Genomic DNA, 19,641 nt, shown 5'->3' on the forward strand with positions numbered 1-19,641 from the left:
ATTCCTTTGTGTTTGGTTATGAAAAAAGCGGCATCCTCTATGCGCAAGCGACATCACCATAGAAGACCACTAGCTACATAGTGTAAAACATGCAGATTCTGGGTTAACAAATGCAACAAACTAACAGGGTGAGGAGAAGCACATGGAAACATTAACTAGCCTCTTGGGGGCAATCAACGGCGTGGTGTGGGGACCCATCATGTTGATCTTGCTCCTGGGTGTAGGTATCTACCTGCAGATTGGCTTGAAACTGATGCCGATTAGAAAACTCGGTATGGGTTTCAAGCTAATGTGGGCAGGACGTGAGCCAAAACCCAGCGCTGATAAAGCGGTGAGTAAAGAGGGCGATGAGGGGGAAATATCTCCCTTTGATGCGTTGATGACAGCGCTGTCGGCGACCATCGGTACCGGTAACATTGCTGGTGTCGCCACCGCGATTGCACTAGGTGGCCCTGGCGCGGTTTTTTGGATGTGGATTACCGCGCTAGTAGGGATGGCGACGAAATTTGCCGAAGCGGTATTGGCTGTCCGTTACCGTGAAACCGATAGCACTGGTTTCCACGTCGGTGGGCCAATGTTTTATATCAAAAACGGCTTGGGCAAAAAATGGCTCTGGCTGGGCGGTGTCTTTGCTTTCTTTGGCGCCGTGGCTGCTTTCGGTATTGGTAATACCGTGCAGTCGAACTCGGTAGCCGATGCCATGGATGCCACTTTTGGTGTGCCGCACTGGATCACGGGTGTGATCATTATGGTGCTGGCAGGGGCGGTAATTCTAGGTGGCATCAAGCGTATCGCTAAGGTGGCGGGTAAACTGGTCCCCATCATGGGCATTGCCTATGTGGTGGCAGGCCTGCTGGTATTGATCATTAACGCCGGCCAGATTGGCGAAGCTTTTGGCTTAATCTTTTACTACGCCTTTAATCCGATGGCGGCGGCCGGTGGTTTTGCCGGTGCAGCGGTTATGGCGGCGATTCGCTTTGGTGTGGCACGAGGCATCTTCTCTAACGAAGCGGGTTTAGGTAGCGCGCCGATTGCCCACGCAGCGGCAAAAACCAAAAATCCGGTTCGCCAGGGCTTAATCGCGATGTTGGGTACCTTTATCGATACCATTATCGTCTGCACGATTACCGCGCTGGTGATTTTGACTTCTAGCGTATGGATCGACGGTGAAGCCGGCGCATCGCTGACCGCGCTCTCGTTTGACGCCGCACTGCCAGGATTCGGTAATCAAATTGTCGCGGTCGCCTTGGCAATCTTTGCCTTTACCACCATTCTTGGCTGGTCATTTTATGGTGAGAAGTGCTGCCAGTTTCTGTTTGGCACGCGTTCTATCATGATCTATCGCGTGCTGTTTGTGCTGGCGATCCCGCTAGGCGCCATCGCTCAGTTGGGCTTTATCTGGTTAATGGCGGATACCTTCAATGCCATGATGGCCATTCCCAACCTGATTGCCTTGGCACTGCTTTCGCCGGTAGTCTTTAAGCTAACCAAGGACTATTTCGATGGCAAAGATGTGCTGCCGGGTGAAGAGCTGGAACACGATCAATAAAACCTTCAGCTTATTAGATGAGCTGCAAGTATATGTTTGATGTATAGCTAAATGGAGTCGGGAAGGCACACAGGTGGCTTCCCGTTCTCTTTTGAGAGTGAAGAATTTCTAAGTGAGGAATCCCCCATGTCTGAATTAAAGCAAACGCCGCTGCACGCGCTGCACCTCAAACTGGGTGCCAAAATGGTGCCTTTTGCTGGCTACGAAATGCCTGTGCAGTACCCGCTGGGGGTCAAAAAGGAGCATGAACACACTCGCCAGAAGTGCGGCCTGTTTGACGTCTCACACATGGGCCAGATTAGTGTGTCCGGCAATAATGTCGCTGAAGCGCTGGAAACCTTGATACCCGCTGATTTAGTGGGGCTTACAAAAGGCGCTCAACGGTATGGGCTATTCACCAGCACTGAAGGCGGCATTATTGATGACCTGATGGTGGTCAACGCTGGCGATCATTTTTATCTCGTAGTGAACGCTGCTTGCAAAGATCAGGATTTAGCGCATTTGCGTTTAAATTTAGCTTCCACCCATGAGGTTGAGACATTAGACCGTGGCTTGCTGGCGCTCCAAGGGCCCCAGGCGCGAGATGTGATGCAGCGGTTGTGTCCTGAAGCGTGCGAATTAGTGTTTATGCAGCATGGCCGCTTCACTATTGCGGGGCAGGAAGTGTGGGTGAGCCGCAGTGGCTATACCGGTGAAGATGGCTTTGAAATTTCAGTCGCGGCTGATGCCTGCGAAGCCTTCGCCGAGCGGTTGCTGGCAGAACCTGAAGTAGAGGCTATTGGCTTGGGCGCACGGGATTCATTGCGTCTGGAAGCAGGGTTATGCCTCTACGGGCACGATATGGATATGCAAACGACGCCTGTTGAAGCCGGGCTTATTTGGGCGATTGGTAAACCGCGTCGCCACGGTGGCGAGCGTGCAGGCGGTTTCCCAGGCGCTGACGTTATCCTGCATCAAGTTGACGCCAAAGATCATACCCGTAAGCGCGTTGGTCTGTTAGCCGACGGTCGTGCGCCTGTAAGAGAGGGGGCAACCCTGGTAGACGAAGCAGGCAATGAGATTGGGGTGGTGACATCGGGCAGCTTTGGACCGAGCATCGGTAAACCGGTGGCGATGGGCTATGTGAGCCGTGAGCTGGAGGCACCGCAAAGCACTGTGTATGCGGTAGTGCGTGGTAAGCAGTTACCCATGGTGGTTACCCCTATGCCGTTTGTTAAACCTGGCTACTATCGCGGCTAACAAAACGGCAGACACTAGCCTAAACCCCACGGCCCCTGTTTAAGCAGGGGCCGCTTGGTTTTTAACAAGTGCTTTAACCAGTGTTTAACGAAGAGCTTTAGCGCAGCACCTGCCTAGGATCGATGGGTTTACCACCCTGGCGCAGATCGAAGAGGAGATCGTAGCGCTGGGTGGCATCACTTTGGCCTACTTCGCAAAGCGCATCACCCGCGCTCACCTGCTTACCCACCTCGACCAATATGCGATCACAAAGGGCGTACACGGTTTGAAGGTTGTCGGCATGGTGCACAATCACTACTTCGCCAAGCTGGCGCATCCCATCAGCAAAACGTACTTCGCCGGCGGCGACGGATTTTGCCTGGGCGCCCGCTTGTGTTGCCAGCAGCATTGGCTGCAGAGTGCCACGGCTATCTGGGCCAAAGCGGCGAACCACACGATAATCGTCCAATGGCCAGGGCCAGCGTCTAGCTGAAGCGGGCAGTGCTTGATTGGGGGCACTACTGGGCGCAGCGGCGGGCCGATTAGGGCTAGATGAACCATTACTGCTAGCAGCGGTTCGAGGCGCAGAACCGCCAAGCGGAACGCTAATGACTTGGCCTACTCGTAAGTTAGTGGGCGTGACGCTAGGGTTGGCGCTCTGAATACGGCCGCTGGTGGTGCCAAAATGGCGGGCGATACTCGAAAACGTATCTCCGGGGCGAATTTGGTAACGATAAGGACCGCCGGCAGGCGCGCGCTCTTGCTGAGTGGGGATCAATAACCGTTGGCCTACCTCTAGCCGTCGTGCATTCACGCCTGGGTTAAAGCGTTGTAACCGTTCTAGCGGCACATTAGCGCGGGCCGCCATTTGCCCGAGTGTGTCCCCGCGCTGTACCTGCACCCAATTGCCACTAATCTGAGTAGCACTAGGAGCCGCCGCACGCTGAGATGACGATTGAGGCGCATTGGCACAGCCGACAAGCATTCCGGCTAATAGGCAGGTGCTTAACAAGCCAATCAGTCGTGATCGGTTTTGCCGTCCAACAGGCCATCTTTTTCCCGCCAGAGTGAATTGATCCATGTGTGGAAACGTTCCTTATGCTGCTTTTCGTCGTGGTTATTAGGTGCGTACATCCACTGAGGAATATCTAGTTGCCGTGCGTGCAGCGTAATGGGGGCTTCATTACCGCACAAAAAACCCCAAAAAGTGGGGGATGGGTTGGTATAGCTAATCGTTACATCCAGAATACCATCTAATTGACTGCCTAGCAGGCTAAGTACCTGGGCAACGCCACCTGCTTTGGGGCGCAACAAGTGACGATAAGGGCTTTGCTGGGCATCGCGCTTGGCGACGCTAAAACGCGTGCCTTCGACAAAATTAAAAATCGCAATCGGGGCATTACGTGCCTGTTGGCACATACGCTCGGTAGATGTACGGTCAATGGTGGCAAGTTTGGGGTTTTTAGCTATTTGTTCACGGCTAAAGCGGCGCATGAAGGGAAATTCAAGTGCCCAAAAAGCCAAGCCCACGATAGGAATCCAGATTAATTGACGTTTGAGAAAAAACCGTGGCATCGGTATGCGGCGGTGTAGCGCCATGAATAGCATAAAGATATCCGTCCAACTGCGGTGATTGGATATCACCAGCCACCATTGATGGGGGCTCAACTGCTCGGGAACAGTGATCGATACGTCAGGCTTAAGCCAGCGCCGCATCCACCACAGATTAAAGCCAATCCAGTTGAGTGCCACGGCATTTAAACCCAGCAGCACCTTCTGTTTTAGTCGCTGCCCGGGAACAATGAGTTTGAGTAGCGTCAACAGAATCAGAGGTACGCCCCAGAATAGCGTGTTGAGGGTTAGCAGCAGAGCGCTGACAAGCCCTTTTAAAATAGGCATACCACGTTTCCTTACCGTCAGACGAATAGCGTAATACTGAATGCTAAATGATCCTAGCCACGCTGCCCAGCAGAAACCCAGTTCGTCTCATCAACTGTCTCAACAACATAGTAGGGGGTTAGTCGCCAGAGAGAGACGGTGCTTGGACAGTCTCAAGCAGTACAGTGCGAAGCGCATGGGCGGCAACGGAAAGCTCTTGATGCGTCAAAATACCCACTCGGCAAGAGATGGCTGGGGCTGTTAGCGGTATGCACCGGGCGCCCAGCTCATGCATTTGTCGAATACACATAGAAGGCACCGCGCTCACCCCTAACCCGTCAGCAACCATTCTTCCGACGGTGGAGAGCTGGTGGCTTTCAAACGCCACAGGCAGTTCCATGTGTTGTTTCCGCAGCTCCTGTTCCAGCAAGCGGCGCACCATAGAAGGGCGCTGCAGCGTGATAAAGTCGTGATTGAGAAGGGTTGGCCAAGTTAGCTGCGAGGCTTTATTGAGCGTGGAAGTTGGCGGTACAACAGCGACAAAATGATCTTCAAACAGGGGGGTGAACAGTAGGCTGCCCGCGCCTTCCGGTGAAAAAGCGATACCCATTTCCACCTGTCGAGAGCGCACCATTTCAGTGACTTCTTCATTGATCACGTCGTGCACTGTGATATTGATTTTGGGATATTGCTGGCGAAACTTAACTAACGCTGCGGGTAATAAATTACAGGCGAAAGCAGGCATGGCGGCGACGCTTAACCGGCCCAGCTGAAGCGTGAAGCGCTGGCGCAACCGCTCTTCGGTATTATCCCATTGGGCCAGCAAGTGTTTGGCCAGCGGTAGCAGCGACTCGCCTTCTGGGGTTAGCCTAACGCTCCGGGTGCTCCGGATTAACAATTTCCCCCCCAACGACTCTTCTAACCCCTTGATCGCCAAGCTGAGCGCTGGCTGGGATAAATGCAGCCGCTCACAGGCCTGGGTAAAACTGAGCGTTTGGGCGACCGCGAGAAAGGCGCGCAGCTGTTTGACGGTCATAAAGTGCCTTTTATAATTTTTACCAATAAATTGATAAGAAAAACAAACTTAACAAATATATCATCTGGCACAACACTGGCACTATCGTAAGGGGCGGTCTATGTATTATTGACAGCCCATATCAATGACCACTCATATTTAATGACAACAACGTGAGGCACAACAATGGCAGGATTCGATAAGCGAGTATCTTCCTACAAAGAAGCGATGGAAGGCATTGAGAGCGGTATGACCGTCATTGCTGGCGGCTTTGGCCTATGTGGCATTCCCGAAAACCTGATCGCGGAAATCAAGCGCCGCGGCGTTCATGATCTCACCGTGGTTTCAAATAACTGTGGTGTGGATGGTTTTGGCTTGGGGATACTGCTTGAAGATCGTCAAATCAGTAAAATTCTGGCCTCTTACGTAGGTGAAAACGCGTTATTTGAGAAGCAAATGCTGAACGATGAAATTGAGGTGGTGTTAACGCCTCAAGGCACGTTGGCGGAAAAAATGCGCGCAGGTGGCGCGGGTATCCCTGCTTTTTACACTGCCACCGGCTACGGCACGCCGATTGGCGAAGGCAAGGAAGTACGTGTCTTCAATGACCGGCACTATATTTTAGAAGAAGCCATTATTGGTGACTTTGCCATTGTGAAAGGCTGGAAAGCGGATCGCTATGGCAATGTGATGTATCGCCATACAGCACAAAATTTTAACCCCATGGCCGCCACCGCGGGGAAAATCACCGTGGTAGAAGTTGAAGAAATTGTGGAGCCGGGTGAGCTTGAGCCTAGCCAGATCCATACGCCAGGCATTTATGTGGATCGGATTATTCAAGGCACGTTTGAAAAGCGCATTGAAAAACGCACGGTGCGTAGTTAAGTCACCGCTTTTTTAAAGACTTAAATTTCAAATATCTCACTCGCTTCCCATTTAACGATTCAACAAGAGGTAGTCACCATGGCTTTAACACGAGAACAGATGGCCCAGCGTGTCGCTCGCGAACTTCAAGATGGCTTTTACGTCAATTTGGGCATTGGTATTCCCACCTTGGTTGCCAATTACATTCCAGACGGCATTGATGTCATGCTGCAATCCGAAAACGGACTGCTGGGGATGGGCCGTTACCCCACCGAAGAAGAGCTTGATGCGGATATGATCAATGCGGGTAAAGAGACCGTGACGGCGCGCCCGGGCGCGGCGATTTTCTCTTCAGCTGAGTCCTTTGCCATGATTCGTGGTGGGCATGTGGATTTGACCGTACTGGGCGCCTTCGAGGTTGATCAACAAGGCAATATCGCCTCGTGGATGATCCCCGGCAAGCTTATCAAAGGCATGGGCGGCGCGATGGATCTGGTGGCTGGCGCTGACAATATTATTTGCACCATGACGCATGCCTCTAAACATGGTGAATCCAAACTGCTGGAAAAATGCGAGCTGCCGCTGACGGGGGCGGGTTGTATTAACCGTGTTTTGACCGATCTCGCTTATCTGGAAATCAAAGACGGTGCATTTATCCTCAAAGAGCGTGCGCCCGGCGTTAGCGTTGAAGAAATTGTCGAAAAAACAGCGGGCAAACTAATCGTGCCAGACCACGTGCCTGAAATGAGCTTTGACGCTTAATAAGGCACCCCGTCAGCTTTTAAGTCGAGTAGCATTAGAGATAGTGAGATAGTGAGATAGTGAGTCGCTAACTGAAAGAGTTAGCGACTCATGCCATTTCACAGCGTGTGTGATGGGGTAGAAGGACGTCGGCTAGGCGCTCGTGACTATGCTCTACATGCTTTTGGACGAGCGCCAGCCCCCCTAAGCAAAGGCGATGCTCATCGCCATCGGCGAATACGGCTTTCTGCGGTGTCGTTGGGTAAAAACGATGGTCAAGCAGCGGTGACACCGTAAAAACACCGTTCTGCTGCTCTTGCAGGCTCAGCATACCTACCTCTTTGAGACGTTGATCCAAAACGGCTAACGGTTCGCCAAGCTGACCACAATCAAAGCCCGCATGGTGCAAGCGGGGCCCCATCACTGCAAGCCATGCGGCTAGCGGATGGGCCTGCTGCAACTGCTGATAAAGTGCCCAGGAGGGCATTGGCCAGGGTCTACCGCGACAGAGTAAATTATGCCCTTTGCAATCCTGAGGATGCGATTGACGCACCAGTCCTTCAATTGCTTCTCGCGGCGCTTTAGAAAGGGTGCCTATTTGCAATTCGGCAAGCACCAGCCAGCTACTGCCATCGCTGGGGGCTAGTAAGTGCACGAGTAGGCCTTTGTCCGCCATGGCGTAGTGACTCATAGCGCGGTAGCCCATGTGGGCTAAATTGCTGCTAAGCGCGGTAGCCGAAAAAGGACCGTAGTTGAGTGTGACTAACGTTAAATATTCGGCTGCGGCCGAGAGTGGCCACAGCCTCAATGCCCCAATATCGGGGTGTGTATGTACGTAGTCTAGCCACAGCTGCTGAACAAACTCCTGACGCTGCATGGTGAACTCCTTGCCCGAAAGTGGCACACCTCGCGTGGGCCATGAGTAACTGCACAGTATAGGCAAGCAAGGCAGGCAAGGGTTCAACGGGTATTAACGAGGGTTTTAACGGCAGCACAGTGCCAAACGCCAATTACTATTAAACGGCGAGGAGCTGTTTGTCGCGGACAAACTGATCAAACTCGGTAAAGCCACCGACATGAGTTTGATCCACGAACACTTGCGGTACGGTATGAATGGGTTTGCCAGCGGTCTTGGCAATATCTTCCTTAGTAACGCCTTCAGAAGGCATATCGACATAGCGGTACCCTTCAATTTTTCCGGCTTTTTCCAGGTGATCTGCAAGGTGTTTAGCACGTACACAGAAGGGGCAGGACATCCGACCAAAAATAACCACAAACATAGGTGGCGCTCCTTTACGATAAGCAGAATAAGTTACAAAGTGGAACGTAACCGAGTGAAAAGTCTTTGCGGCACGATAATCTGCGCCCATTGTGGCTTAGCAACGCTTATTTCGCCAATAGCAGCTCGCTACATTGCCCATTAATGCCTGTTATCACCTGGAAAAAATCACACGTTTATGTATACGCTGACTGCTGACGAATACGCCCTTCTTGCTGAACTGGCGAAGGCCTATCGAGATGTGCATTTACCTTCCATGAAACAACAGGAGGGATGGAATCCGCGCTTAGGATTTGATGCGCTATGCTTTCAGCATCATTGTGCAGGAAATATGGTGGGCGCGTTGATTACACCCTGTGAGCTTTGGCTGGTCGTGGTGCCTGATCAATCCCATCTTACGGAACCTTTGGCAGATTCGCTGACACTTTCCTTACCTTCAGGCGCCTATCAGCTATCTCTTGAGAGCCTGCCTGGTGGCTATGAGCTCTATAAGCGCGCCATCTTGCACAATCTAGAAGAGCTCGAGAATATGCAGGAGGCTGCTAGGTTGGCGCAGCAAATGATGGCGCGTTTAATGCAACCGGTCGATGAGCCTGACGCTTAACCACGTACCGCTATACTGAAAACACCTTCTGACCACTTATGACAAGGAATTGCCCATGACTTCCTCATCCGTTTCAACGCCGCGTGTAGCGCTGGTCACCGGAACCAGCAGTGGTATCGGTGCCGCGGTTGTTAAGCACTTTTGCGAGCTAGGCCATCAAGTGCTTGCGGTCGACTTTAACCCGGCGGGAAAAGCGATAGCTGAACAGGCTGGCGCTGCCTTTTTTGAAGCTGACCTGACAGACCCAGATGCCTGCCGTGCGGCGGTAGCCGATGCGGTTAAGCGTTTTGGCGGAGTTGATATATTGGTCAATAATGCCGGTATTCAGCATGTAGCTTCGATTGAGACCTTTCCCGAGGAAAAATGGCGGCAGATTATGGATCTGATGCTGACCGCTCCCTTTCTGCTCACGCAAGCGGCCTGGCCGCACATGCGCGAAAAAGGCTGGGGACGCATCGTTAACGTGGCTTCAATACATGCCCAGGTGGCCTCGCCTGGTAAAGCAGCCTACATCAGCGCCAAGCACGGGATGATTGGTCTGACCAAAACCGCAGCGTTGGAAGGGGGGGAGCAAGGGATTACCGCAAACGCTGTTTGCCCCGCCTATGTGAAAACGCCACTGGTGGATAATCAGATCGCCGATCAAGCTAAGTTGCACGGTATGGATGAGCAGGAAGTGATTGAGAAAGTCATGCTCAAACAGGCGGCGATCAAGCGCTTGATCGAGCCTGAAGAGGTGGCGCAACTAGTCGCCTATCTGGTGTCCGATGCCGCGGGTGCGGTGACCGGGTCAAGCTTTAATATTGATCTAGGCTGGACAGCGCATTAAGCGTTCAGGCCTCTGCCATAAAACATTTTAGTGTGGTGGGGCTTGGACTAGCGGGCAATTAACCAACAATCTAACGCCGCACCGGGCGTTTTTGTAATTTGCGCTGCAGAGTACGGCGGTGCATGCCCAGTGCTCGGGCGGTGGCCGATATATTGCCGTCGTGCTCCTGGAGTACCTTCTGAATATGCTCCCAGGTAATGCGGTTAATTGAAGGTGGATTATCAGCCAACTCAATATCAGGGTCGCCACTTTGGCGCTCAAAGGCCGTTAGCACATCATCAGCATCTACCGGCTTGCAGAGATAATTAACTGCACCAAGCTTAATGGCCTCAACGGCAGTCGCAATGCTGGAGTAGCCTGTCAGCACCACAATGCGACACTGGGGTGAAATGGCCAGTAGCTCGGGAAGCAGCTTTAAGCCTGAACTATTTTCCAATTTTAGATCAAGGGTCGCCATCGTGGGCAAGTACTGGGCGGCCATTGCCAGGGCCTGATCGGCATTATGGGCAACAATGACTTCGTAACCACGCCGCGTTAAAGCGCGATTTAGCACATGACAAAACATTTCATCGTCATCAACAATCAGCAGGCGTTGGTCTCGCGTTTGCATGTTGTCCTCAATCCATTAAAGGCGATGCTTGGGCAGCCGGGTTTAATGCGGTGCCGCGCAGCGGGGCAGCGTAACTTCCGTTAGCGTACCCCCTTCCGGGTGATTATACAGGCTTACCCCGCCTCCAAAGCGATTGATAGTGGCGTGGGTTAAAAACAACCCTATGCCCATGCCTTTGCTTTTTGTGGAGATAAACGTTTCCCCTAACTGGTCGGCAATCGACATGGCCACCCCTGGGCCATGGTCGCGTATATCAATGACTACACTCTCATCCTGCCAGTCTAAACGAATCGCAATGTGCTCAGGGTTGGCGTCGGCGGCGTTGTTCAATAGGTTCGTTAACGCTTGGTCAAGCGTGGCATCAACCGCAAGCCATGGCCTGCTACGCTTCTCGGCCACCTCGAAATGATGGCTCACATCCGGCCTTAGCACTAGCCAGCGCTGCACAACGCCTGCTAGCCAAACTTCTGCGTCAAGCACTTCAGGCTCTGCCATCCGGCGCCTATCCGCATTAGAGACTAAGTTTTGCAGCCGTGATTTGCAGACGTCCACCTGCTGGCGCAGCAGGGTAATGTCTTCATGCAGCTCAGAATCAGGTAGCGCGTCGGCCTGCATTTCCTTGAGTAGCACCGCCATGGTAGAGAGCGGCGTTCCCAATTCATGCGCTGTGCCAGCGGCTTGAGTGGCTACTGCCAATACCTGTTCATTACGCAACGCGGCTTCCCGGGTGCGGGAAAGTGCCTGGTCCCGGCTACGCAATGCGTGGGCCATTTTGTAGATAAAAAAGGTCACCAATCCTGCTGAGAGGCCAAAGTTAAGCCACATGCCCAATATGTGCAGGCTCAAGGGGCTGTCGCTATTAATATGACCCAATTGCGGGATGGGGAAGTAAGAGAACATTAAAAAGGTATAACCCGCCATAGCGCAGGCGGCAATGATCCAGGCGTGGCGCCAGGGCAGGGTGGCGGCAGCAATAGTAACCGGCACTAAGTAGTAGGTAATAAAAGGGTTGGTGGAGCCCCCGGAAAAGTAAAACAGCAGTGTAAGGCCTGCAATATCGGCCAGTAGGTGCAGTAGATACTCCAGGTGGGTAACGGCCCGTGGGCGACCCAGCCGCCACCAGGTGGCGATATTAAGGATGCCCATGGCTATCACCACGCTTACCACAGCAGTCACTGGTAAATCGAAGGCGAGCAATTCGACACCCACAATAATTGCCAGTAAAAAACCGGTCCAGGTGATACCGCGCACGATAGTGAGCCGCACTAAATTACGGTTGGGCGTAGAGAGCGGAAGTGGTAGAGCCGTTGGCATGATGAACTTACTTAGTCCTGGTTTTTAGGCCATGAATAACAAATTTAATAAACAACGTCATGACGTAGGTGGCCCAGCCGGCAGAGGCCAGGATATTAAATAGCAGCATTTTCGGCGGCAGCCAGGCACTGCCTAATAGGGCTTCCAGCATAATGTGGAAGAACATCGCCAACAGCAGTGGCAGGGCTAAAATATGAATCCACATGTCGGTACGGCGTTTGCGAATATGGTAACGACCCAACAAATAACGCAGCGGACGATGCGCCCAACAGAACACCACGAGAGCACCAATCACTAACAAACTGGCGAGGGTAGGTTCCGTGCTGCCCATATGGACAGACAGCGAAATTGACCAAGCTAGGCTTAGCCATAACACGCCCTCCAGGCTGGCAATGACATCCGCATAACGCCGCACATTCTGCATAAACAATCGGGCCCTTAACGTTAACCGCGAGCTATCAACCCTAGTCGTTAAGACGGGTTCATTAAGAAAAGTGCCGCCATGATACGACACTTGGGCAAATGTGTGGTGCTCGAAGAGTGGATTTATCCAATCGCGCAATTGCGTATACTGTCGCTATCATTTTTCCGACATCACTCCAGTACAGGACTCGCCGTGGACACTGTAACACTGACCCGCCCCGATGATTGGCATCTTCATTTACGCGATGGTGAAGCGCTAAAGGCGGTGGTAGGCCATACCGCCGCACAGATGGGGCGTGCCATTATTATGCCTAATCTAACCCCGCCGATCACCACAACCTCGCAGGCTATTGATTACCGTCACCGTATCCTAGACGCCTTACCAGCGGGCAGTGCTTTTGAGCCCTTAATGGTGCTTTACCTTACCGATACCACGCCCCCCGAAGAGATTGAACGCGCAGCGCAGAGCGGCATCGTCAAAGCGGTCAAGCTTTACCCAGCGGGTGCCACTACAAATTCTGAGTCAGGTGTGACCGACTTGGCCCATTGTGATGCCACCATTGCCAAGATGGTTGAAGTAGGCATGCCCCTGTTAGTGCATGGCGAGGTCACTACCGCTGAGATTGATATTTTTGATCGCGAAGCGGTATTTATTGAAAACGTAATGAAACCGTTACTGGAGCGCCACCCAACGCTGAAAGTGGTGTTTGAACATATCACTACTCAGCAGGCCGCAGAGTTTGTCGCACAAGCGCCGGACAGCGTGGCCGCTACCATTACCGCCCATCACTTACTGTTCAATCGCAATAAAATGTTGGTCGGTGGTATTCGCCCTCACTACTACTGCTTGCCGATTCTCAAGCGTGAGCAGCATCGTCAGGCGCTTTTGAAAGCAGCCACCAGCGGTAGCCACAAGTTCTTTTTGGGTACCGATAGCGCGCCTCACTCTCAGGGTGCTAAAGAGTCAAGCTGCGGCTGTGCGGGTGCTTATACCGCCCCCGCCGCCATTGAGCTTTACGCTACTGCTTTCGATGAAATGAATGCCTTGGACAAACTGGAAGCCTTTGCCAGCCTTAACGGGCCGCGCTTTTATGGCCTGACGCCTAACGCTGACACCATGACGTTAGAACGACGCGAATGGCGACTGCCGGAGAGCTACTCCTATGCCCAGGGCGAGGCGATTATTCCGCTATTGGCGGGCGAATCGCTTGGATGGGCCATTAAGGCATAGCCGTGAGATGCCCAGCTAGCCTTGGCTAAGCTGCTTCAGCATTTGATCGACCATGCGCGATGAGTGGTCGGCAGCTACTTCCAAAAACTCATCAAAAGAGAGGTGGTTGTCGCCGCTGCCAGGAATGTCAGAGAGCGCGCGGATCACGACGAAAGGGCACTCATAGAGATAGCATGTCTGAGCAATCGCAGCGCCTTCCATCTCGACGGCCAGCATGGTGGGAAACTGGGCGCGGGTTGCTTCTACGCGCGCGGGATCGGCCATAAAGGCGTCTCCCGTGGCGATCAGGCCTTCGCGGACGTGGACCTCGCCTAATGATGCAATGGCGTTACGGGCAATGTCTCGTAGCGCCGTGTCGGCCTGATAGGCGGCGGGCATCCCAGGCACTTGGCCAATCTCATAGCCAAATACGACGGCGTCAACATCATGATGGCGTACTTCATCAGAGATGATCACGTCACCAATCTTTAAATCGGTGGCAAATCCACCCGCCGAACCGGTATTGATAATGGCGTCGGGTTGGTGGCGCTCCAATAAAATAGCGGTGCCCACTGCCGCGTTGACTTTGCCAATCCCTGACTGCAAAACAATGACCTCAAGGCCGTAACGCGTGCCAGTATGAAAAACAAAGCCCGCATGCTCATAGCGTTCTGCATTATCTAACTGAGCTACCAAGGTGCTTACTTCCTGCGCCATTGCGCCAATAATACCAATACGTTGCACTGCGCCATGCTCCTGCATAAAAAAGGGGGGTATATGAATCAGGCGTGATCCTGGGGCGTCAAATCGTGCCATTCGGCGGCTTCAAGCGTATTTTCGAGCAGCGTTGCGACGGTCATGGGTCCCACGCCGCCCGGAACTGGGGTGATAAAGCTGGCGCGTTCAGCGGCGGCGGCGAAATCAAGGTCGCCTTTTAGCGTGCCATCTTCCTGGCGATTAATACCTACATCAATCACAACAGCCCCTGGCTTAATCCATTCCCCTTTAACGATGCCTGGCTTGCCGACGGCTACCACCACAATGTCAGCGCGGCTAACGTGGTCTTTAAGGTTCTGGGTAAAACGGTGGCATACGGTAGTGGTACAGCCCGCCAGCATCAGTTCAAGCGCCATAGGGCGGCCGACAATGTTAGAAGCGCCGACCACGGTGGCATCCAGGCCGCGTAGTGGGATATCGCTTTGCGCCAGTAAGGTCATGATGCCTTTAGGGGTGCAAGGGCGTAGCGCGGGCATACGCTGCGCTAAGCGACCAATGTTGTAAGGGTGAAAGCCATCAACATCTTTATCAGGACGAATACGCTCTAAAATAGGGCCGGCATCTAAGTGCTTGGGTAGTGGCAGTTGAACCAGTATGCCGTCTATGGCCGGGTCGCTATTGAGCTGATCAACCAGCGTTTCTAAGTCATGCTGAGAGGTTGCAGTAGGCAGAGTGTGCTGGAAGGAAAGAATGCCTGCCTGTTCGCAGGCGCGGTGCTTATTACTGACGTAAACGTGAGAGGCGGGATCATCTCCTACCACAACTACGGCTAGGCCCGGTGCTCGTGCGCCTGCATCTTTACGTGCGGCAACCTTCTCGGCAACCTGTTGGCGAACAGTAGCAGCGATGGCTTTGCCATCGATTAGTTGGGCAGTCATGTAGAGAAATCCCTGTGGACGTGGAAAAGGACTAGGCGGTGTCTCGAAGCCTTTTGACGAATAGCTTTTAAGGCAGTACCTAGTGCTACTAGCGCAGTTGGCTGCACTTTCTGAGGCAGCAATTTTCGCACGCTAGGACATCCAGGCAAAGCGCCTTCACGAACAATCACTTTAATGGTTGACTTTAAAATTAAAAATAGTAATATATGCCTCGCTTGAGACGGACCAAGCGGTAGCGTCTAGGGTGATGAAAAATCGGGATGTAGCGCAGTCTGGTAGCGCGCCTGCTTTGGGAGCAGGATGTCGGGGGTTCGAATCCCTCCATCCCGACCACACCTAAACGTGAAAGGTAGTAGCTTGCTTTTTCAAGCTTTGGTTGTGGTCTAGTGCTCATCAGTATTCGTTATTTCTGAATGCTTTTTGTGCGCCCATAGCTCAACCGGATAGAGCAACGGCCTTCTAAGCCGTAGGTTGCGGGTTCGATTCCTGCTGGGCGTGCCACCTAATTTCAGTGGTAACAACCCGTCAGAGAATCATATCTTCAAGCATGTGCTTATCGTTTCTGCATAAGGTTTCAACGTAAGATTGTCTATGGTGGGTGTAGCTCAGGGGTAGAGCCCCGGATTGTGACTCCGGTGGTCGTGGGTTCAAATCCCATCATCCACCCCAGTGACAATGTTTGCGTTTCCAGTTTTAGGTTGTGGTGGGTGTAGCTCAGTGGTAGAGCCCCGGATTGTGACTCCGGTGGTCGTGGGTTCAAGTCCCATCATCCACCCCATTACCCCGCATTTCCTCTTTTTGTTATTTCTTCCTATTTCAGTTTCTATTTTCCAGTTCTTAAGCCCTTAATTGGGATTTTTTTGTTTTCAATTTTTAAGCGCTTACGTTTTTGCTAACGCGGCATCACTCTAATGCGGTTGCCTGCCATATTGGTAAGCGGTTCGGGCATTCCAAGTAAATATCCTTGCGCATAATCAATACCCATCTTGTGCAGTGTGTCCAGCGTCACCTGGGTTTCAACAAACTCTGCAATCGTCTTTATCCCAAGCGTTTTACCTACGGCATGAATAGCTTCAACCATTGCCCGGTCAATCGGGTCTTGATGCACGTTGCGAATAAAATTGCCGTCAATTTTTAAATAATCGACAGGCAACTGCTTTAAATAACTAAAAGAAGAGAGTCCAGTACCAAAGTCATCTAGCGCAAAACGGCAGCCGTAAGCTCTCAGGGTATGAATGAGAGTCTGTACGCTTGAGAGCTGGGCGATGGCGGTGCTTTCCGTTATTTCAAAACACAGCGTGCCGTGGGGTAGGTCTGCCGTGGATACTTGGGTAATAAGATCCTGACAAAAATCAGCATCAGATAGCGAAGCCCCTGATAGATTGATTCCCCACAGGCTATGCGTTCGTGGTGCAGAATGACGGTTTTGATCGCCTAACCATGCCAGGGTGTTACGTATGACCCATCGATCAATGCGCACCATAAAGTGGTAGCGCTCAGCGGCGGGTAAAAAGCTTCCAGGGGCGATCAGCTCACCATGCTCTTCCATGCGAAGTAAAATCTCACGATAGGCGGGAGCATCGGCGCAGATGGCTTTTATCGGCTGGGCAAAAAGTCGAAAAGCATCGTTATCTAAGCCATTTTGCAACCGCTGAACCCACTGTAGCTCCCCATGTCTCTCCAGTAATGAATGGTCATCGGGTTGATAGCAGTGGATGCGATTTCGCCCCGCCTCTTTGGCGGCGTAGCACGCGGCGTCAGAAGCATGTAATGCTTGGCTAAGCCGCATTGGGTGGGCTGAGTTGAGTTCAACCAAGCCAATGCTGACCCCAATCCCAAAGGTGTGTTCTTGCCAGGCAAAACGATAATTTTCGATATCGCAGCGCAGGGCTTCGGTAATGGTCAGCGCTCTATCAAGACCGCAGTCCGGTAGCAGCAAGGCAAACTCATCGCCGCCCAGGCGAGCAGCAATATCGCTACTGCGCACATGGGATTTCAGCTTTAATGACACTTGCCGTAACAGCTCGTCCCCTGCCAGATGGCCGCAGGTATCGTTAACTATTTTGAACTGATCAAGATCCAGGTAGCACAGGACATGCTGACCATCATCGCGATTCAGCAGCGCGGTAAGTGCTGATTCAAAAGCACGCCGATTGAGTAAGTCGGTTAGATTATCGTGACTTACTTGGTAACTCAGCTGTTCTGTCAGTTGACGAGTGAGACTCACATCTTGAAAGACAACGACAGCTCCAAGAGTGATACCACTACGAGATCGTATCGGTGAGGCGCTGTGCTGGATGGGAGTGCGCGATTGGTCACGCTGTATCAGCAGGCAATGCTCGGTGGAGTGCACGGGGGTTAATTGCGTGAGCACTTGCCGGGCTGGGTTGCTTAATAGCTCGCCACTGGTTTCCTCGAGTAACTGATATACCACATGAATGGGTTTATCCATTGCCTCATCGAGTGACCATCCCGTTAAGCGTTGCGCTTCTTTATTGAGGAACGTGATGTTGCCACTGGCGTCGCAGGTGATAACGCCATCACCGATTGACGCAAGCGTAGTGCGGGCAAGATCACGCTCCCGGTTTAACTGCTCTTGAAGCTGTTTGCGCTCAGTAATATCGCGCACCATGCCAGAACGCTCTGATGCCGATCCGCTAGCACCTTCGCTAACCTGAATTTCCAAGTAGCGAATACGCTTATCATCGGTGCGTCGTTTAATTTCATGGCGCGCGCCGGGGGTTAGCGTGAAACCAGGCAGTAAGTGTGAGACGGGCTGTCCAATAAGCTTGGCTGCATTGACATTGAAAAGCTGCTCCGCTCCAGGATTGAGGCTGGTTAGCGCTCCATCTGCCTGCCAAGTAATTACGCCATCGCGCAGGTTGCGAAGCATTACGCGGGTATGTCCCACGGCTGTTTCAAGCGCTGCCGTTACCCGATTGTAACTGGCCGCGATTTCACCCACTTCGGTAAATGGGTCGGCTTCAATGCGTTGGCGCATATCGCCCTGTTGTTCATGCTTACGCATGTGTTCGAGCAGCTGGTTCAGTTCGTTGTTGGCGCCATGCTCGGCTAAATTAAGGCCCATTTTTTCCGCCTCGGGCGAGACGCGCAAAGGGAGGAAGCGCCAAGTGATACGAAAAAGTAGCCATGCGCTGCCAAAGCTCCAAACACCGCAGACGACAACGCCAAGCAGTTGAATGCCAAACTGAGCAGGCCGAGACAAGCCGCTGTCCAAAAGCGTTAAGTCCGCCACCCAGGGTAAAGCCAGCGTGCCCCAAATCCCCGACACCAGATGGGAGGGGATAGCACTCACGGCATCGTCAATGTGCTTTCTTAGTAACCATTCGCTGGTTAGTACCATGAGTACTCCACTCACCGCGCCTAATCCAAAGGCGGCCTGTAGCGAGATTGCGTGGGCGCTAGCGGTGACGGCGACCAGTCCTGCAATGGCACCATTAATGGCGTACATCACATCGGCATAGCGTCGTGTGCGAAACCCATCAACATACCCGAGAGTATCCCGCCTACGGCCCCGAGAACGGTATTGGCCAATATGCTGGGTATTTGATCTGTCACCGCCAGCGTGCTGCCGCCGTTAAAGCCGAACCAGCCAAGTATCATAAACAGAGCGCCCAACATGGCGAGCGGCAAGTTGCCGGAGGGAAAGGCGGTGGGCGGCTTACCTTGGGAGAAGCGCCCATTGCGTGGGCCGATACTAAGTACTGCTGCCAGTGCTACCCAGCCTCCCACGCTATGAACAACCGTCGAGCCAGCAAAATCGACAAAACCCAACGATACTAGCCAGCCTTCCGCGCCACCTAAAAGCCCACCCCATGCCCAGTGACCAAAAATCGGATAGATAATTAAAGCAATCCATAAGGCTGTCCAGGTATAAGCCAGAAAGGGCATTCTCTCCGCCACCGCGCCAGACACAATGGTGGCGGCGGTGGCGCAAAACATTGCTTGAAATATAAAAATAGTAATTACCCAGCTGCCGGCAGCGTCAAGTTGCCAGCCAAGCAATGACGTACCAATAAAGCCGTGGTAGGAGTCACCAAACATAATGCCAAAGCCCACTAACCAAAAAACACTGACGGCAATGGCAAAGTCCGCTACGTTTTTCATAGCGACATTGATTGCATTCTTGGTTCGTGTAGTGCCTGCCTCTAAACAAAGGAAGCCAGCTTGCATCACAAATACCAGGGCCGCCGCCCAGAGTACCCAGAGCGTATCGATCAGCGAGCTATCCAGATTTAGCGTGGCAGACATGGTGTTTTCCTTTGTCACTAGTACGAGGGCATCTTTTGGTGCGAGCGCTTCTTTTTGGTGCTTTATGTGTTTTTCGCAGAGGAGGAGAGGCCGTTACGACGTCTTCAATTGCATACCGTTCAGGTTGCCTAATAGAAACTAAGCAATTGTTATGCCGCTAATAGTGTTGTCATCCTTTTT

General features: G+C 52.6%; 19 protein-coding genes and 4 tRNA genes. 11 read left to right on the forward strand and 12 right to left on the reverse strand.

Translation table 11 applies throughout. The features are described 5' to 3' along the window. Positions 1 to 142: 142 nt before the first annotated feature. Positions 143 to 1,549 (forward strand): alanine/glycine:cation symporter family protein, encoded by a 1,407-nt coding sequence (locus ACXUPB_RS10640; RefSeq protein WP_179915138.1) that lies wholly within the window; start codon positions 143 to 145, stop codon positions 1,547 to 1,549. Between the two features lie 126 nt (positions 1,550 to 1,675). Further along, on the forward strand, positions 1,676 to 2,788 hold the full coding sequence (gcvT, locus tag ACXUPB_RS10645; protein WP_472956587.1) for a glycine cleavage system aminomethyltransferase GcvT: 1,113 nt from the start codon (positions 1,676 to 1,678) through the stop codon (positions 2,786 to 2,788). A 97-nt stretch (positions 2,789 to 2,885) separates the two neighbouring features. Here gcvT and ACXUPB_RS10650 read toward each other — a convergent pair whose 3' ends face one another. From ACXUPB_RS10650 to ACXUPB_RS10660, 3 genes are all read right to left on the reverse strand, one after another. Then, positions 2,886 to 3,752, reverse strand: a complete 867-nt coding sequence (locus ACXUPB_RS10650; protein ID WP_472956735.1) for a murein hydrolase activator EnvC family protein — start codon at positions 3,750 to 3,752, stop codon at positions 2,886 to 2,888. Positions 3,753 to 3,784: 32 nt separating this feature from the next. Next, a complete protein-coding gene (locus tag ACXUPB_RS10655) occupies positions 3,785 to 4,666 on the reverse strand; it encodes an acyltransferase (protein ID WP_008958019.1) in 882 nt (293 codons plus the stop codon). A 118-nt stretch (positions 4,667 to 4,784) separates the two neighbouring features. Continuing rightward, complete coding sequence (locus tag ACXUPB_RS10660; protein ID WP_472956588.1) at positions 4,785 to 5,681, reverse strand: LysR family transcriptional regulator; 897 nt, start codon at positions 5,679 to 5,681, stop codon at positions 4,785 to 4,787. A 165-nt stretch (positions 5,682 to 5,846) separates the two neighbouring features. On the opposite strand from ACXUPB_RS10660, the gene ACXUPB_RS10665 reads away from it, so the two are divergent. Together ACXUPB_RS10665 and ACXUPB_RS10670 are read left to right on the forward strand one after the other, a co-directional pair. Then, positions 5,847 to 6,545, forward strand: a complete 699-nt coding sequence (locus ACXUPB_RS10665; protein WP_035558347.1) for a CoA transferase subunit A — start codon at positions 5,847 to 5,849, stop codon at positions 6,543 to 6,545. Between the two features lie 78 nt (positions 6,546 to 6,623). Continuing rightward, entirely contained in the window at positions 6,624 to 7,286 is a 663-nt protein-coding gene (locus tag ACXUPB_RS10670) for a CoA transferase subunit B (protein ID WP_035558343.1), read from the forward strand. A gap of 88 nt (positions 7,287 to 7,374) precedes the next feature. Here ACXUPB_RS10670 and ACXUPB_RS10675 read toward each other — a convergent pair whose 3' ends face one another. Further along, a complete protein-coding gene (locus tag ACXUPB_RS10675; protein WP_335598103.1) occupies positions 7,375 to 8,142 on the reverse strand; it encodes a VOC family protein in 768 nt (255 codons plus the stop codon). Between the two features lie 139 nt (positions 8,143 to 8,281). Then, positions 8,282 to 8,545 (reverse strand): GrxA family glutaredoxin, encoded by a 264-nt coding sequence (locus ACXUPB_RS10680; protein WP_035558335.1) that lies wholly within the window; start codon positions 8,543 to 8,545, stop codon positions 8,282 to 8,284. A gap of 177 nt (positions 8,546 to 8,722) precedes the next feature. Here ACXUPB_RS10680 and hybE point away from each other — a divergent pair, with 177 nt between their 5' ends. Both hybE and ACXUPB_RS10690 read left to right on the forward strand, forming a co-directional pair. Further along, complete coding sequence (hybE, locus tag ACXUPB_RS10685) at positions 8,723 to 9,148, forward strand: [NiFe]-hydrogenase assembly chaperone HybE (RefSeq protein WP_035558332.1); 426 nt, start codon at positions 8,723 to 8,725, stop codon at positions 9,146 to 9,148. 55 nt (positions 9,149 to 9,203) lie between these two features. After that, on the forward strand, positions 9,204 to 9,977 hold the full coding sequence (locus ACXUPB_RS10690) for a 3-hydroxybutyrate dehydrogenase (RefSeq protein WP_472956591.1): 774 nt from the start codon (positions 9,204 to 9,206) through the stop codon (positions 9,975 to 9,977). Between the two features lie 70 nt (positions 9,978 to 10,047). On the opposite strand, the gene ACXUPB_RS10695 is transcribed toward ACXUPB_RS10690, so the two are convergent. Genes ACXUPB_RS10695 through ACXUPB_RS10705 form a run of 3 tightly spaced genes read right to left on the reverse strand, consistent with a single transcriptional unit; the run spans position 10,048 to position 12,325 of the window. Continuing rightward, the gene (locus ACXUPB_RS10695) at positions 10,048 to 10,587 is read right to left on the reverse strand and encodes a response regulator transcription factor (RefSeq protein ID WP_035558327.1); all 540 of its coding nucleotides are present in this window, start codon (positions 10,585 to 10,587) and stop codon (positions 10,048 to 10,050) included. Between the two features lie 42 nt (positions 10,588 to 10,629). Further along, entirely contained in the window at positions 10,630 to 11,901 is a 1,272-nt protein-coding gene (locus ACXUPB_RS10700) for an ATP-binding protein (RefSeq protein WP_035558324.1), read from the reverse strand. Between the two features lie 7 nt (positions 11,902 to 11,908). Next, entirely contained in the window at positions 11,909 to 12,325 is a 417-nt protein-coding gene (locus ACXUPB_RS10705; RefSeq protein WP_008958009.1) for a hypothetical protein, read from the reverse strand. A gap of 192 nt (positions 12,326 to 12,517) precedes the next feature. Here ACXUPB_RS10705 and pyrC point away from each other — a divergent pair, with 192 nt between their 5' ends. Beyond that, a complete protein-coding gene (pyrC, locus tag ACXUPB_RS10710) occupies positions 12,518 to 13,555 on the forward strand; it encodes a dihydroorotase (RefSeq protein WP_472956593.1) in 1,038 nt (345 codons plus the stop codon). Between the two features lie 15 nt (positions 13,556 to 13,570). Here the strand turns inward: pyrC and mtnN are convergent, their stop codons facing one another. Both mtnN and folD read right to left on the reverse strand, forming a co-directional pair. Then, complete coding sequence (mtnN, locus tag ACXUPB_RS10715) at positions 13,571 to 14,278, reverse strand: 5'-methylthioadenosine/S-adenosylhomocysteine nucleosidase (protein WP_472956595.1); 708 nt, start codon at positions 14,276 to 14,278, stop codon at positions 13,571 to 13,573. 38 nt (positions 14,279 to 14,316) lie between these two features. Further along, positions 14,317 to 15,189 (reverse strand): bifunctional methylenetetrahydrofolate dehydrogenase/methenyltetrahydrofolate cyclohydrolase FolD, encoded by an 873-nt coding sequence (gene folD, locus ACXUPB_RS10720; RefSeq protein ID WP_472956597.1) that lies wholly within the window; start codon positions 15,187 to 15,189, stop codon positions 14,317 to 14,319. Positions 15,190 to 15,445: 256 nt separating this feature from the next. Between folD and ACXUPB_RS10725 the strand changes: the two genes are divergently transcribed. From ACXUPB_RS10725 to ACXUPB_RS10740, 4 genes are all read left to right on the forward strand, one after another. Further along, a tRNA-Pro gene (locus ACXUPB_RS10725) sits at positions 15,446 to 15,522 on the forward strand. Positions 15,523 to 15,613: 91 nt separating this feature from the next. Continuing rightward, positions 15,614 to 15,690 (forward strand) — tRNA-Arg (locus ACXUPB_RS10730). Between the two features lie 93 nt (positions 15,691 to 15,783). After that, positions 15,784 to 15,858, forward strand: a tRNA-His gene (locus tag ACXUPB_RS10735). Between the two features lie 34 nt (positions 15,859 to 15,892). Next, a tRNA-His gene (locus tag ACXUPB_RS10740) sits at positions 15,893 to 15,967 on the forward strand. 114 nt (positions 15,968 to 16,081) lie between these two features. Here ACXUPB_RS10740 and ACXUPB_RS10745 read toward each other — a convergent pair. Beyond that, positions 16,082 to 18,661 (reverse strand): EAL domain-containing protein, encoded by a 2,580-nt coding sequence (locus ACXUPB_RS10745; RefSeq protein ID WP_472956599.1) that lies wholly within the window; start codon positions 18,659 to 18,661, stop codon positions 16,082 to 16,084. Next, the gene (locus tag ACXUPB_RS10750; protein ID WP_472956600.1) at positions 18,661 to 19,461 is read right to left on the reverse strand and encodes an ammonium transporter; all 801 of its coding nucleotides are present in this window, start codon (positions 19,459 to 19,461) and stop codon (positions 18,661 to 18,663) included. Before ACXUPB_RS10750 ends, ACXUPB_RS10745 begins: the two co-directional genes overlap by 1 nt. Positions 19,462 to 19,641 lie beyond the last annotated feature (180 nt).

Source organism: Vreelandella sp. DA03-1M (assembly GCF_055725665.1).

What these genes read in the sequence shown, in the direction of transcription:
- ACXUPB_RS10660 (WP_472956588.1), bottom strand. Translation starts at nt 5,681, where the DNA reads ATGACCGTCAAACAGCTGCGCGCCTTTCTCGCGGTCGCCCAAACGCTC.
- ACXUPB_RS10680 (WP_035558335.1), bottom strand. Translation starts at nt 8,545, where the DNA reads ATGTTTGTGGTTATTTTTGGTCGGATGTCCTGCCCCTTCTGTGTACGT.
- folD (WP_472956597.1), bottom strand. Translation starts at nt 15,189, where the DNA reads ATGACTGCCCAACTAATCGATGGCAAAGCCATCGCTGCTACTGTTCGC.
- hybE (WP_035558332.1), top strand. Translation starts at nt 8,723, where the DNA reads ATGTATACGCTGACTGCTGACGAATACGCCCTTCTTGCTGAACTGGCG.
- ACXUPB_RS10695 (WP_035558327.1), bottom strand. Translation starts at nt 10,587, where the DNA reads ATGCAAACGCGAGACCAACGCCTGCTGATTGTTGATGACGATGAAATG.
- ACXUPB_RS10690 (WP_472956591.1), top strand. Translation starts at nt 9,204, where the DNA reads ATGACTTCCTCATCCGTTTCAACGCCGCGTGTAGCGCTGGTCACCGGA.
- ACXUPB_RS10655 (WP_008958019.1), bottom strand. Translation starts at nt 4,666, where the DNA reads ATGCCTATTTTAAAAGGGCTTGTCAGCGCTCTGCTGCTAACCCTCAAC.
- ACXUPB_RS10705 (WP_008958009.1), bottom strand. Translation starts at nt 12,325, where the DNA reads ATGCAGAATGTGCGGCGTTATGCGGATGTCATTGCCAGCCTGGAGGGC.
- ACXUPB_RS10670 (WP_035558343.1), top strand. Translation starts at nt 6,624, where the DNA reads ATGGCTTTAACACGAGAACAGATGGCCCAGCGTGTCGCTCGCGAACTT.
- ACXUPB_RS10750 (WP_472956600.1), bottom strand. Translation starts at nt 19,461, where the DNA reads ATGTCTGCCACGCTAAATCTGGATAGCTCGCTGATCGATACGCTCTGG.
- ACXUPB_RS10640 (WP_179915138.1), top strand. Translation starts at nt 143, where the DNA reads ATGGAAACATTAACTAGCCTCTTGGGGGCAATCAACGGCGTGGTGTGG.
- gcvT (WP_472956587.1), top strand. Translation starts at nt 1,676, where the DNA reads ATGTCTGAATTAAAGCAAACGCCGCTGCACGCGCTGCACCTCAAACTG.
- ACXUPB_RS10650 (WP_472956735.1), bottom strand. Translation starts at nt 3,752, where the DNA reads ATGCTTGTCGGCTGTGCCAATGCGCCTCAATCGTCATCTCAGCGTGCG.
- ACXUPB_RS10700 (WP_035558324.1), bottom strand. Translation starts at nt 11,901, where the DNA reads ATGCCAACGGCTCTACCACTTCCGCTCTCTACGCCCAACCGTAATTTA.
- ACXUPB_RS10675 (WP_335598103.1), bottom strand. Translation starts at nt 8,142, where the DNA reads ATGCAGCGTCAGGAGTTTGTTCAGCAGCTGTGGCTAGACTACGTACAT.
- ACXUPB_RS10665 (WP_035558347.1), top strand. Translation starts at nt 5,847, where the DNA reads ATGGCAGGATTCGATAAGCGAGTATCTTCCTACAAAGAAGCGATGGAA.
- ACXUPB_RS10745 (WP_472956599.1), bottom strand. Translation starts at nt 18,661, where the DNA reads ATGTACGCCATTAATGGTGCCATTGCAGGACTGGTCGCCGTCACCGCT.